The organism is Methylocella tundrae (assembly GCF_901905185.1).
GTDB classification, from domain to species: Bacteria; Pseudomonadota; Alphaproteobacteria; order Rhizobiales; family Beijerinckiaceae; genus Methylocapsa; species Methylocapsa tundrae.
In genome coordinates this window covers 123,924-137,042 of the sequence record NZ_CABFMQ020000001.1, presented here as the reverse complement: position 1 = coordinate 137,042, position 13,119 = coordinate 123,924, and the positions used below count along the sequence as shown (strand labels likewise).

10 protein-coding genes are annotated in these 13,119 nt (G+C 61.0%); 8 read left to right on the top strand and 2 right to left on the bottom strand.

Going from position 1 to position 13,119, the window contains the following annotated elements; translation table 11 throughout:
• Window positions 1-163 precede the first annotated feature (163 nt).
• From MPC4_RS00555 to tssH, 8 genes are all read left to right on the top strand, one after another.
• On the top strand, window positions 164-1,492 hold the full coding sequence (locus MPC4_RS00555) for a type VI secretion system protein TssA (RefSeq protein WP_174510812.1): 1,329 nt from the start codon (window positions 164-166) through the stop codon (window positions 1,490-1,492).
• A gap of 540 nt (window positions 1,493-2,032) precedes the next feature.
• Window positions 2,033-2,581, top strand: coding sequence for a type VI secretion system contractile sheath small subunit (gene tssB, locus MPC4_RS00550; protein ID WP_174510811.1), 549 nt, complete (start codon window positions 2,033-2,035; stop codon window positions 2,579-2,581).
• Window positions 2,582-2,597: 16 nt separating this feature from the next.
• A complete protein-coding gene (tssC, locus tag MPC4_RS00545; RefSeq protein WP_174510810.1) occupies window positions 2,598-4,112 on the top strand; it encodes a type VI secretion system contractile sheath large subunit in 1,515 nt (504 codons plus the stop codon).
• 118 nt (window positions 4,113-4,230) lie between these two features.
• Window positions 4,231-4,716, top strand: coding sequence for an Hcp family type VI secretion system effector (locus MPC4_RS00540; RefSeq protein WP_174510809.1), 486 nt, complete (start codon window positions 4,231-4,233; stop codon window positions 4,714-4,716).
• A 96-nt stretch (window positions 4,717-4,812) separates the two neighbouring features.
• The gene (gene tssE / locus MPC4_RS00535; protein WP_134490002.1) at window positions 4,813-5,361 is read left to right on the top strand and encodes a type VI secretion system baseplate subunit TssE; all 549 of its coding nucleotides are present in this window, start codon (window positions 4,813-4,815) and stop codon (window positions 5,359-5,361) included.
• A 4-nt stretch (window positions 5,362-5,365) separates the two neighbouring features.
• Entirely contained in the window at window positions 5,366-7,321 is a 1,956-nt protein-coding gene (gene tssF / locus MPC4_RS00530; RefSeq protein WP_174510808.1) for a type VI secretion system baseplate subunit TssF, read from the top strand.
• Entirely contained in the window at window positions 7,318-8,349 is a 1,032-nt protein-coding gene (tssG, locus tag MPC4_RS00525; protein ID WP_174510807.1) for a type VI secretion system baseplate subunit TssG, read from the top strand. The genes tssF and tssG overlap by 4 nt, the downstream gene beginning before the upstream one ends.
• A complete protein-coding gene (gene tssH, locus MPC4_RS00520; protein WP_174510806.1) occupies window positions 8,342-10,978 on the top strand; it encodes a type VI secretion system ATPase TssH in 2,637 nt (878 codons plus the stop codon). The genes tssG and tssH overlap by 8 nt, the downstream gene beginning before the upstream one ends.
• 8 nt (window positions 10,979-10,986) lie before the next feature.
• Here the strand turns inward: tssH and MPC4_RS00515 are convergent, their stop codons facing one another.
• Both MPC4_RS00515 and MPC4_RS00510 read right to left on the bottom strand, forming a co-directional pair.
• Window positions 10,987-12,429: a class I SAM-dependent methyltransferase gene (locus MPC4_RS00515; RefSeq protein WP_174510805.1), complete on the bottom strand. Its 1,443-nt coding sequence runs from the start codon at window positions 12,427-12,429 to the stop codon at window positions 10,987-10,989.
• A gap of 41 nt (window positions 12,430-12,470) precedes the next feature.
• The gene (locus tag MPC4_RS00510; RefSeq protein WP_174510804.1) at window positions 12,471-13,100 is read right to left on the bottom strand and encodes a DUF4384 domain-containing protein; all 630 of its coding nucleotides are present in this window, start codon (window positions 13,098-13,100) and stop codon (window positions 12,471-12,473) included.
• Between the last annotated feature and the right edge of the window lie 19 nt (window positions 13,101-13,119).

Sequence of the window (13,119 nt, the reverse complement as noted above, 5' to 3'; positions counted from 1 at the left end):
CGAGCGATTAAAAACGAGTGATTTATTGCATTCTGGAGGCAGTACGGGCGGCAACGCCAAGAAATAGACTGTATATCGCAAGACCGCCGCAGGTTGTTCCCGTTCGCCCTGTCCGTAAAGTCTCAATGGATATCCCCTCCCGCAGGAAGAGGCATGTGAGCCCTTGGCCATTGCTCCGCGCGACGCCGCACTTTCGTTCGAGGCGATGACAGCGCCGCTGTCTGAGGCGGAGCCTTGCGGCCCGGATCTCGATCTCGCTGGCGACGCCGACTACATGAACTTCATGGCGGCGGGCGAAGGCCTGCTGCCTGCGACTTTCTACTCGGAGCGCGACGGCGCCCCCTTCGATCGGACACAGGTGGATTTTGCTGGCGAGTTCGCCAAGATCGCCGGTCTGAACAATCGCAGCCGCGATCTTCGCCTTCTCGTGCTGCTCGCGAAATTCCGCATCCTCGACAAGGATCTTCCTGGCTTCGTCGCGGCGGTCGAGGCGATCGCAACGCTTTTGGAAGAACGCTGGGAGGCTGTGCATCCGCAGGGGGAAGACGGCGATTTTGTCCTGCGCATGGTCGCCGTGCAATCGCTCGACGATATGGCGCCAGTCATTCTGCCGTTGCACTACGCGCCGCTTTTCGAACACAAGCGATTCGGTTTTCTCACCTATCGCATGCATCTGCTCGCGGCGGGCGACGCGGCGCCGCGCGGCGATGAGGACAAGCTCGATTCCAGCTCCATCAAGCGCGCCTTCGAGGAGGTCGACGTCGCTGCGCTGATCGAACGCCGCGACGAGTTCAAAGCGCTCGGGCTCGCGCTGGCGCGCATCAAGTCGGCCTTCGTCGAGCATGTCGGTCTCGTCAACGCCGTCGCGTTCCCAAAGCTCGCGCCGCTGGTCGAGAACATGCGCGCCCTGCTCGATGCCTATGTCGTTCTGCGCGATCCCTCCGCCGGCGACGCAGCTCCAGCTCCCGCGGCGGCGGAGAGCGGCGAAGAGGCCGCAGCGCCCGCCAGCAGCGGCGATGTCGCGAATTTCAAGGACGCGGCCGCGGCCCTCAATGCCGTCGGCGCCTATTATATGCGCTTTGAGCCATCCAATCCGGCGCTGCTTCTGGTGCGCCAGGCCGAGCAGCTGATCGGAAAATCCTTTCTCGACGTCATCCGGGTGCTGATCCCGGCTCATGTCGAAGAAACCGCTGTTCAGATTGGGCGCGCGCACGTTTTTAACCTTCCGATCGAACGATTATCAGATTTTGCCACCGTCGAAGAGCTAGATTCGTCCGACGATCCCATTTCCAAGACATTTGAAGTAACAACGAGGGATAGTGCACTGCAATTGCTTGCGAGAATCAGTGCGTTTTATCACCAGGCTGAGCCTTCTAGTCCGATCTCCTTTTTGGTCGAGCGCGCGCGCACGCTGACGGGGCGCGATTTTCTTGGACTCCTCAAAGATATGCTTCCGCCGGATACGCTGAAATCTCTCGATACGGGAAAATAAGCGAACTCAGCGGCTATAAGCGCCCGACGATCGGCGTCGCCGTCCCTTCCTTCTGTGCCGCCGCGCACGCAGCCAAATTTTCAATCCTGCGATGGTCAAGACCGCCTCGGTCGCGATGCAGACGCGACTTTTCGCCCAGGATGGAGCAAGGCGCAGAGCCATCGGGTGGATTTCCCGCCGGAGCGCGCCAATGAAGAGAGTTCCGTCTCTCCGGTATTACAATGGCAATTATACATCTTATTTTTGTCATTAATATGGCTTCACAGTGATGCTGAAATGCTTAAAAGTTGTATTTCCAATCGTGGCGCGCGCCTATGAATTTTAAGCGAGCGCTTGTTGTGACCAACCACACATTCGCAACCTCGTAGTTCAGCCATAGTCTACCAGCGTTTGAATTGGCGTTTCCGTGACATGACTCCTCAGGGAACTCGATTGGGTCAATACGCAATTGACCTGGTCCATTTTCGCGCTCAACCTGATATAATGAATAACGCAGCTTGAGCCATGTCGCACCAACCCGAAAATTGAAGGATGAGTAAGATGGCAGGTGACAGTGGGCAGAGATTTATTGGACGCAACCGTCCGCCGCGGGTGCAGATCGCCTATGAAGATCCCTATGACGCGGAGCGCAAGATCGAGCTTCCCTTTGTCATGGGCGTGCTCTCCGATCTCTCTGGTCCAAATCCGGGCGTCGAGAAGCCGGAGGTCGCCGACCGCGGCTTCGTCGATATCGACATGGACAATTTCGACAATCGCATGGGCGCGATAGAGCCCGGCACGTCTTTTACCGTTCCGGACCGGCTCGGCGAGGATAGCGACGCCAGGCTTTCCGTCAGCCTGCGGTTCAAAAAGATGGAAGACTTCAGCCCGGCCGCGGTCGCGCGGCAGGTCCCCGCCTTGGCGAAATTGCTGGAGGCGCGCGATCAGCTCGCCAATCTCCTGCGCTACATGGACGGCAAGGTCGACGCCGAGACCCGGCTCAAAAAGCTGCTGAGCGATCCTGAATTAATGGCGGCGCTCAGAAATCGCGCCATCGCTTCGAAAGAGGCGGAGCCTGACGCCGCGGAAAACGCCGAAGGCGCCGCTTGATTTTTAGGAGGGGAAAATGGCAGTCGACACCAATCTTGCGGGGCAATCCTCCCAACCTCAGCCCGGCGTCGAAACGCGCGACGTCGATGAGTTCGCAACGCTTCTGAAACAGAGCTTCAAGCCGCGCACCGAGCGCGCCGAGGCGGAAGTCGAGAACGCGGTTTCAACGCTCGTGCAACAGGCGCTCGCCGACCAGAGCGTCATCAAGACGGATGTGCTGGATACGATCGAATCCATGATCGCCCGGCTTGATGAAAAGCTCACCGCGCAGATGAATGAAATTCTGCACGCGCCGGCCTTCCAGCAGATGGAAAGCACCTGGCGCGGGCTGCATTACCTCGTCTTCAACTCGGAGACCGACGCGCAGCTGAAAATCCACGTGATGAACGTGTCGAAGACCGAGCTCTACAAGAATTTGCGCAACTATCCGGGCGCGCGCTGGGATCAGAGCCCGCTGTTCAAACGCATCTATGAGGCGGAATTCGGCCAGCTCGGCGGCCAGCCCTATGGCTGCATGATCGGCGACTATGAGTTCAGCCATCTGCCGGCCGACGTCCAGCTGATGCGCGACCTCAGCAAGATCGCGGGAGCAGCGCATGCGCCCTTCTTCGCTGCCGCCGATCCGACATTGATGGGCATGGACAGCTGGACCGAGCTCATGAATCCGCGCGATCTCTCGAAGCTTTTCGACACGCCGGAATATGCGGCCTGGAAAGGCCTGCGCGACGCCGAGGACTCAAAATATATCGGCCTCTGCATGCCCCGCGTTCTTTCTCGCGTGCCTTACGGCGCGAAATCGGAGCCCGTCGAGGAATTCGCTTTCGAGGAAGACACGGACGGCCACAAGGGCGAGAAATACGCCTGGATGAATGCGGCTTACGCGATGGCCGTCAACATCAATCGCGCCTTCAAGGAATATGGCTGGTGCACGCGCATCCGCGGCGTGCAATCGGGCGGCGAAGTCATCAATCTGCCGACCCACACCTTCCCAACCGACGACGGCGGCGTCGACCTCAAATGCCCGACGGAAATTGCGATCAGCGATCGCCGCGAGCATGAGCTTGCCAAGTCGGGTCTGATCCCGCTGATCCACCGCAAGAACACCGACAAGGCCGCGTTCATTGGCGCGCAGTCGGTCTACAAGCCGAAAAAATATGAAGGCAAGAACGGCGTCGAGGCGACAGCTTCTGACAATCTGAAAGCCCGCCTGCCCTATATGTTCGCGGTGTCGCGTTTTGCGCATTACCTGAAGTGCATGGTGCGCGACAAGATCGGCGCGACCAAGGAAACCGAAGAGCTGCGCATCTGGCTGCAGGAATGGATCACGCAATATGTCGACGGCGATCCCATCGGCTCATCGGAATCCGTGAAAGCAAGGAAGCCCCTGGCGGACGCGCGCGTCGACATTTTCCCCGATGAGGAAAACCCCGGCTACTATGCGGCGCGGTTCTATTTGCGCCCGCATTATCAGCTCGAGGCGATGGATATCGGGCTCAGCCTCGTCTCGCGCCTGCCCGCAGTGCAAAAATAACCCCAGCAAGTATTGTGTGATCTAGCACCTCTTTTGAACGGAATAATAGCTAGATTTACTTTGGATGCAGTTTTTGGACAGCATCAATAGACGCTCAATTCAATGAAGGGGATAAATTATGTCTGGTGACCTTTTTCTAAAGCTCGACGGCATCGAAGGCGAAAGCGAAGATTCAAAGCACAAGAACGAGATGCAGGTCGAGACCATATCGTGGGGCGTCTCCAACGCCACATCCTTCTCTCATGGCGGCGGCGGCGGCGTCGGCAAGGCCCATCTGCAGGACATCCATCTGACCAAGAAAGTCGACAAGGGCAGCCCGAAACTGTTTCTCGCCTGCGCCAACGGCGAGCACATCAAATCGGCGATCCTGACCTTCCGCAAGTCCGGCAAGGAACAGCAGGAATATCTGAAGATCACGCTCACCGACGTCATGGTGTCGTCGATCTCGTTTCAGGACCACGCCGCGGGCGGCGATCTGGCGCATGAAAGCATCTCGCTCGCTTACGCCAAGATCGAGACGGAATATAAGCCGCAAAAGCCCGACGGAACCCTTGGCGGCGCGGTCACCACCGGCTGGAACATCAAGGAAAACAAGAAAGTCTAAATGGGTATGGCCGGCGCTCCGGCATCACAACCGGAGCGCCGGAGCTTTTTCAACCGCCGGCGTCCGGCTCGCTCCACCGCACAGGATTGTCGTCGGATGTCCATGACACCGCGAAAAAACCGGCTCAGTCCGCCGTTCATGCACGCCTTTCGCAGCGCCTTCGACAAGAAGGATGCGCGCGAAAAGCTGGATCTTCGCGACGAGGCCGGAGATCGCGTCATCGCCGCGCGCCGCGCCGCCGTCCGGACGACCATCAGCGAACCAAATTTGCGCCGTGAAGTCGCAAGAGACCTCGAAGCTCTCGTCAACACAGTGGCCCTTCAGTCAACGCAAGATCTCGCCGAGTTCGAAGAGGTCCGCAAATCCATCCTGAACTATGGTTTGCCGGACCTCATTCATCGCAGCATCGACGAAGCCGGCGTCGATCATATTGAGGGCGAGATCACCGCCGCTTTGCAAAGCTATGAGCCCCGCCTTGTGGCTGGCACCATTGAAGTGTCGCGCGACGCCTCTGTCGACAAGGACGAGCTCAAAGTGCGCTTTCTGGTGCGCGCCGATCTGTTGTGCAATCCCGTCAACGTCCCGGTGGAATTCATCGCCGACGTCGAACTCGACGGCGGCGGCGTCGTCGTCAAGAAAGCCTGAGCGCATGAACCGTGAATTCCTCGATCACTATGATCGCGAACTGAAGCTGCTGCACGAACAGGCGCGTGAATTCGCCGAGGATTATCCGGGCGTCGCCGAAAGGCTCGGCGGCCTTCTCGATGAACGTATGGACCCGATGATCGGCGGCCTTCTCGAAGGCGCGGCCTTTCTCGCCGCCCGCGTGCAGCTGAAGCTCAAACATGAGTTTCCGGAATTCACCAACAATCTTCTCGAGCAGCTCGTTCCCGATTATCTCGCCCCGACGCCGTCCGTTATCCTCGTGCGCGCGCAGCCCCCCTTCGAGGATGCGGCGCTGCGCGATGGACAGCCAATTGCGCGCGGCTCCTATCTCGAGGCCGTCTATCGCGAACAGGACCGACAGGTCGCCTGCCGCTTCCGCCTGACCTCGAAAATTACATTGCTGCCCTTTGAAATCACCAGCGCCGAATATTTCGGCTCCCCCGCGCCATTGCAGGCGCTCGGCGTTCCGGTAGGCGCCGACGTGCTCGCCGGCCTCAAGATCTCGCTGACCCACCGCAGCGCGAACCGTATCGAAGATGAGCCAGGCGACGCCGAGGCGGCCGAACGCCCGGATCTCTGGTTCGACGGCTGCCGCGTCAATGAGCTTCCGTTTCATTTTCTGGGACCCGAGCAGGATGCGATCGCGCTTTACGAACAGATTTTCGCCAGCGCCAAGGGCGTCTATTTCCGCTGCCTTGATTCGTTTGGCGATCCGATCGTCATCCCGGCCGGTCCAGAGCTGATCGAGCAGCTCGGCTTTCGCGACGACGAAGCGCTTTTTCCAAAAAATGATCGCATCTTCGCGGGCTTTGAATGGCTTCGTGAATATTTCATTTTTCCACGCAAATTCCTCGGCTTTCGCCTGACTGGGCTACGCCAGATCTTCGCGCGGCTGGCCGCGCGCAACATCGACATCATCATCAGCTTCAAGGAAATCAACCCGCGCCTGCAGATCGCGGTAACGCCCAGAATCTTCGCCCTTTACGCCGCGCCGGCGATCAATCTCTTTGAAAAAACCACCGACCGCGTTCAGGTCAAATCCAACCAGCACGAATATCATATCGTTCCAGATCGCAGCCGCTATCTCGACTACGAGCCGCATCGGCTGCTCAGCGTCGTCGCCCATTACCGCGGCGGCGCGGACGCGGCTCCCGTTCGCCCGCTCTATTCGGCGGAGGCCGAAGCGGGCGGCCACGACAGGCTCTCTTATGCGATCCGCCGCATGCCCCGGCGGCGCACGGCGCGCGAAAACAAATATGGACTGTCTTCGGATTATATTGGCACCGACATGTTCATCGCGCTGGTCGCGCCCCCCGGCGAAGAGCGGCCGGTCGCCGAACTCAGCGTCACCGCGCTTTGCTCCAATCGGCACCTCACCGAGCAATTGCCCGTCGGGCAAGGCGGCGCGGATTTCCGTCTCATTGACAATACCGCGATCGATCTTCATTGCGTCGCCGGACCAACGCGTCCGCGTGAGCCGATCGTCGCGCAATTGCGCAGCCGCGGCGAATCGGCTTATGCCGGCAAAGTTACCTGGCGTCTCATCAATCTCTTGAGCCTCAATCATCTCGGCCTCGCCGAACGCGGGGCAGGCCGCAATGCGCAGGCGCTGCGCGAAACCGTCTCAATGTTCGCCGATCTGTCTGACAGCGCCACGGAGAGGCGCATTCGCGGGCTGCGCAGCGTCGACAGCCGGCCCATCGTGCGCCGCATCCGCCAGGCGGGCGGCGTCGGCGTCGCACGCGGCGTCGAAGTCAGCGTGACGATCGACGAGAAAGCCTTCGAGGGCAATGGCATTTTCCTCATCGGCGCGATCCTCGATCGTTTCTATTGCGAATATGCCGGCTTCAATCATTTCACCCAGACCGTGATCTTGAGCGTCGATCGCGGCGAGGTGATGCGCTGGCCGGTGCGCGCCGGATTGCGGAGGCCGCTATGAGCTTTTCCGGCATCGAGGAGGAACCCTGGCGCTTCGATTTCTTCGCCGTGCTGCGCGCGCTCGAACGCCGCCATCCGGACTTGCCGCGCATTGGCGACGCCGGCGCGCTGCGCGAGGATTACGCCCGGCTGGGCCAAGATCCTTACATGGATTTTCCCGCCTCGACGCTGAGCAAATTCGAGCGGCTCGACGATCAAAGCGCGCGCATATTGACGAAATTCCTCGGCTTTCTCGGCCCACAGGGCGCGTTGCCGCTGGCGGCGACCGAGGAAGCCTATGGCTGGCTGCTGGCGCAGGACGACGCTTTTCCGCGTTTCCTCGACATCATCAACCATCGCTTCCTGCAATTGTTCTTTCGCGCCTGGGCGGACGCGCGGCCGATCGCACAGCATGACCGGCCGGACCAGGACCGTTTCGAGACCTATGTCGGCGCCGCGGCTGGCCTTGGCTCACCGGTGTTCCGCAACCTCGATAGCGTCGAGGACCGCGCCAAGCTGAGCTTTGCAGGACTGCTTGGAGCGCAGGCGAAATCCGCATCGCGTCTACGCGGCTTTATCCGGGGCCATTTTCATGTCGAGGCGGAGATCGTCGAGTTCGTGGGCTCGCGCCTCACGCTCGACGAAGCGGACCGCTCAAGGCTCGGCTCGGCCTCGCTCGGCGTCGACACACTTATCGGCGCGAGCTTTTACAGCGTGCAGGACAAGATACGCATCCGCATCTATGTGCCTGACATGGAGGCCTATCGCCGCTTCCTGCCGGAAGGCGAATTCTGCGAGCCGCTTGCCGATATGGTTTTCTTCTATGTCGGCGAGGAGCTCGATTGGGATCTCGAGCTTGCGATCCCGGCGAAATCGGTTCAGCCCGTCAGGCTCGGGCGTTCCGGCGATCTTGGCTGGACGAGCTGGCTGGCGCCAGATTGGAGCGCGGCGGAGGCCTATCGGCGCGATGCGCGCTTCCATCCGGCCGAAAGAATGCGCGAAAAGCGCGCCAAGGCATCGCAAGGCAAGGCGGGGGCAAATCATGGCTGACATCAGTCTCGAGGCGGTGACCGGCAAGCTGAACAGGGTCGGATACGAGACCTTCATTCAGGCGCTTCGCCATGCGAAAAGCAGCGGCAACCGCAATGTCGAACTGGCGCATTGGCTCGCCCATATCCTGCAGAAGGAGCGCTCCGATCTCGCCCTCACCGCCGACCATTTCAAGCTCGATCGCGCCAGGCTCGCAAGCGACATCGCGAGCGCTATCGACGGGTTTCGCCGCAACGAAACCGAAATGCCGGGCGTCTCCAACACCGTGATCGATCTCCTCGATCGCGGCTGGCATTATGCGACGCTGTTCTTTGGCGAAACACAGATTCGCACCGGCCATATTCTCGCCGGCGCCATGAAGTCGCTGGAGCTCCGGCGCGCCTTCACCTCGATCTCGCAAGAATTTGCAAAGATCCCGGCCGACGCGCCGACCAATGAGCATCGCGCGCTCTGGGCCGGATCGGACGAGGAAAATCTTCAGCCAATGGACGGCTCCGGCCTCAGCGCGGCCGGCACGCCCGGCGCCGCCGAAGCGCAAGGCGCCAAGGGAACGACCGCGCTCGACCGCTTCTCGCAAGACCTCACCGCAAAGGCCGCGACCGGCGAGATGGACCCGATCCTCGGGCGCGATGATGAAATCCGCCAGATCATCGATGTGTTGATGCGTCGGCGCCAGAACAATCCGATTTTGACGGGAGAGGCCGGCGTCGGCAAGACCGCCGTCGTCGAAGGGCTCGCACAAAGAATCGCGGCGGGCGATGTGCCTCCTGCTTTGCGCGGCGTCAAGCTTCTCGCGCTCGACATTACGCTTATGCAGGCGGGCGCCTCGATGAAGGGCGAATTCGAGCAGCGGCTGCGCTCGGTAATCGATGAAGTGCAAGCCTCGCCAACGCCGGTCATCCTCTTTATCGACGAGGCGCATACGCTGATCGGCGCGGGCGGCGCGGCTGGCACGGGCGACGCCGCCAACATCTTAAAGCCCGCTCTCGCGCGCGGAACGCTGCGCACGATCGCGGCGACGACATGGGCCGAATACCGGCAGTATTTCGAAAAAGATCCCGCGCTGACGCGCAGATTCCAGCCCGTGCAGATCGACGAACCCGACGTTGCGAAGTGCTGCACGATGTTGCGCGGCATTCTGGGCCCCATGGAAAAACACCACAAGGTGCGTATATCCGACGCGGCGATCGTCGCCGCCGTCAATCTCTCGCACCGCTACATCCCGGCCCGGCAATTGCCCGACAAGGCGGTGAGCCTTCTCGACACCACATGCGCCAGAGTTGCGATCAGCCAGAATGCGACGCCAGCCGCGGTCGAGGACGCGCGCGTCGCTTTGGCCGCGCTCGAAGCCGAAAAGGCCGCCCTGATCGCCGACGCCGATCTCGGCGCCATGGATGAGGAGCGCGTGAGTGAGATTGACGCCGAACTCGCCGAACTCAAGGAGACAATCTCGACCCTTGAGGCCGAGTGGAGCGAGGAGCAAAAGCTTATCGACGAAATCGTCAAGCTGCGCCAAGGCGCGAGCGACGCGCAGGAGGACGACCGCGACAGACGGGAAGAACTGAAGCAGAAAATCGCGGCGCTTGAAGGCGTCAACCCTGAAAAGCGCAAGATCTACGCGCATGTCGATGAGCAGTCCGTCGCGGCCGTCGTATCCGACTGGACCGGCATTCCCGTCGGGCGGATGGTCAAGGACGAGATCGAAAATGTGCTGCGCCTGCCTGAGATCTTGAACAAGCGCGTGGTCGGCCAATCACATGGGCTTGGCATGATCGCCAAGCGCATCGAAACCAATCGCGCAAGGCTCGACAACCCTTCAAAACCGATTGGCGTCTTCATGCTCTGCGGACCGTCGGGCGTCGGCAAAACGGAAACGGCGCTGGCGCTCGCCGAAGCGCTTTATGGCGGCGAACAGAACATGATTACGATCAACATGTCAGAGTTTCAGGAGGCGCACACCGTGTCCTCCCTGAAGGGCGCGCCGCCGGGCTATGTCGGCTATGGCGAAGGCGGGCGGCTGACGGAAGCCGTGCGGCGTAAACCCTACAGCGTCGTGCTGCTCGATGAAATCGAGAAAGCCCATCGCGACGTGCATGAGCTGTTCTTCCAGGTCTTCGACAAAGGCGTCATGGAGGATGGAACCGGCCGGCGGATCGACTTCAAGAATACGCTCATCATTTTGACGTCGAATGTCGGAACCGACGTCATCATGGAATTGTCAAAAGATCCGGCCTACGCCGATGACGCGGAGGCGCTTGGGGCCGCGCTGCGCCCCGATCTCCTGCAGGTGTTTCCGGCCGCCCTTCTCGGCCGGCTCGTGACGATCCCCTATTATCCCCTGTCTCCGGCGATGCTCTCCGGCATCGTTCGTCTTCAGTTGGGCCGCATCGGCAAACGCATTCGCGACAACCATAACGCAAGCTTTACCTACGACGACGCGGTGGTCGATCATATCGTGTCGCTCTGCAACGATCCGGATTCGGGCGGCCGCATCATCGACAACATCATCACCAATACGCTGTTGCCGGCGCTCTCGCGCGAGTTCCTGAAGCGCTCTCTGGCAAAGGAAGAACTAAAGGAAGCGCGCGTAACGATGGAGAACGGCGCCTTTGCCTATGCGTGGGGGTAGCCTTCGGATCACGCCATCATCAGCCCGAGCCGCGCCAACCCATCGACCGCCGCCGCCGTGCGCGCGGTCGCGGCGGCGGGCGTCATGCCGGTGCGCCTTTCCATTTCATGGGCAAGATCATCGCGCGTTCGCGTCCCGTCCATCAACGTCACGAAGGCGCGCACAGCCGCGTCCTCCATCTGAACGGGCTTGTGGCGCAACGAGGCGAGGAAGCTCTCGCCTTGCGCGGCCTGCGCGCGGGCGAGCGGACTGGCGATCGGGCGCTCGCCGGGCGCCGCCGTGAAGCGCATCGGCTCCGTTTGAAGCGCGACGATCCGGCTGACGAAAAGCCGGAGCAATGGCTCGGTGAGCGTCGGCTCCGACGCAATCGCGTCAAGCGGAACACATTGGGGAAAAGTTTCGCCGAGGTTCGCAAGGACGGTAGCGAAGCGCCGATCTTGAGTGACGATTTCAGCGCCATTATGAGCGCGGAACGCAAAGCTTCCCGTCTCATCGGCGCTTGCGCCGAGCGGGGTTAGATCAGCGCTCGCCCAAAGGCCGCGCAGATGTTCATGCCGCGGTTGCCGATCGATTTTCCCCGCCCGGCAAAAGATCGACCGACGGAAGCGCCGCATGTCGGCAAAGTCCAGCAGTTGCTCGAAGCGCGCCCAATCCTCTTTGGACTCGCTCAGAAATTTCTTGGATGGAAACAGAGCTTCGGCGCTGAGGCTTGGCTTTGCGTCGCAAAGATATTCGAGACCTTCGGCGCGCGCCGCCGCCGCGACGTCAACGAGGAGCTGCGGCGCGTAAATATCGCCGAGTTCGTCATGATATAATACCGCCGGAGGACGTTTCAGCGCGTCACGCGCTTCCTCAATCAATGCATTTTGAAACGGATCATCCTGCGACCACAAATCGATATAGCGCGCAAGAGCCCTTCGCGCTGCGTCGAGCTGGAGAACGGGGTCTTCGATATGCCGCGTCGCATCGCGCAGCAAATCGCGCAGCGCCTGCCGCAAGCGGCAGCCGGGACGAACATTATAGCTGACATAGAAAAGACCGCTTGGCCGCAGACAGCTCGCTGCGAGCCGCATCAACGCCTCCCGCACGGCGGGCGGAACCCAGGCATAGACTCCATGCGCGATGACATAGTCGAATTCTCCGAGCCCCAGATGCGCCTGCGTGATATCGCGCTGAACAAGGCTGACATTGGCAATCCCCGCGGAGCGGGCCATGTCGCGGCCAGCCGCGATCGGCGCTTCAGCCAGATCAAGGCCGACGAACTCCGAGTTTGGGGCGCCAAGCGCCATGCTCATCAGATTGACGCCCTCGCCGCAGCCGACTTCCAACACGCGGCAGGCGGAGAAAGGCGCGGCGGCGCGCCCAAAAAGCGTCGCGAACGCGCCGAGACTGGTCGGGTGCGTCTCGGAAACGGGCCAGTTCGGGTAGCGGACGAGATCGTAGGGATTCATCACTCGCGCGCCTCCGCAGGCTTCGGTCCGCGCCCGCTAACCTAAGGGGTGATCGAATATGATTTGACGGCGAAGGACCATTGCGGATCGGCCAGCGGCGCGCCGGCGTCCCGGCCCGCTATGCGCAGACGCCGCGCGGCGTCATAGAGAAAATTCGCCGCCGCGTTTGTGCCGATCATCTCCTGCGGCACATCGGGGAGATCGACCACATGCACCGGCTTCGGGCTGAGCAGCGCGAGGATCAACCCTTGCCCCGCCGGCGCCTCGGCGATGTATTCGAAATGCGCGAAGGGATTTGAAAGATCGGGAATGGCGACGGGCTTTCCCGGTTGAACGAGATTGGCGTTCTCGCTCGCGCCCGCCGGCAGCGCCATAGAGTAGAGGTTGGGGTAGCGCTGTGTGACTTTGCCGGATGCGTCGACGTCGACGAGGATCAGATAGCCGGGCTTTTTCGTCGTCACGCGAAACACCACCTTGGCGCCGATGGCGAATTGATCGGAGGGCAAAATGTCGATCGCAACGCCGGCGGCATTGTCGGCGTTGACTTCACTGAGGCTCGACGGATTGACCACCGTGACGTTGCGCGTCACGCCCTGAGCGAACGCCCCCGCGCTGCAAAGGCCCAGAACGGCTGCGAACGCCACTGCCTTCTTCATTGATCCCGAACCCATTGCCCGTTCCTGTCTCTGT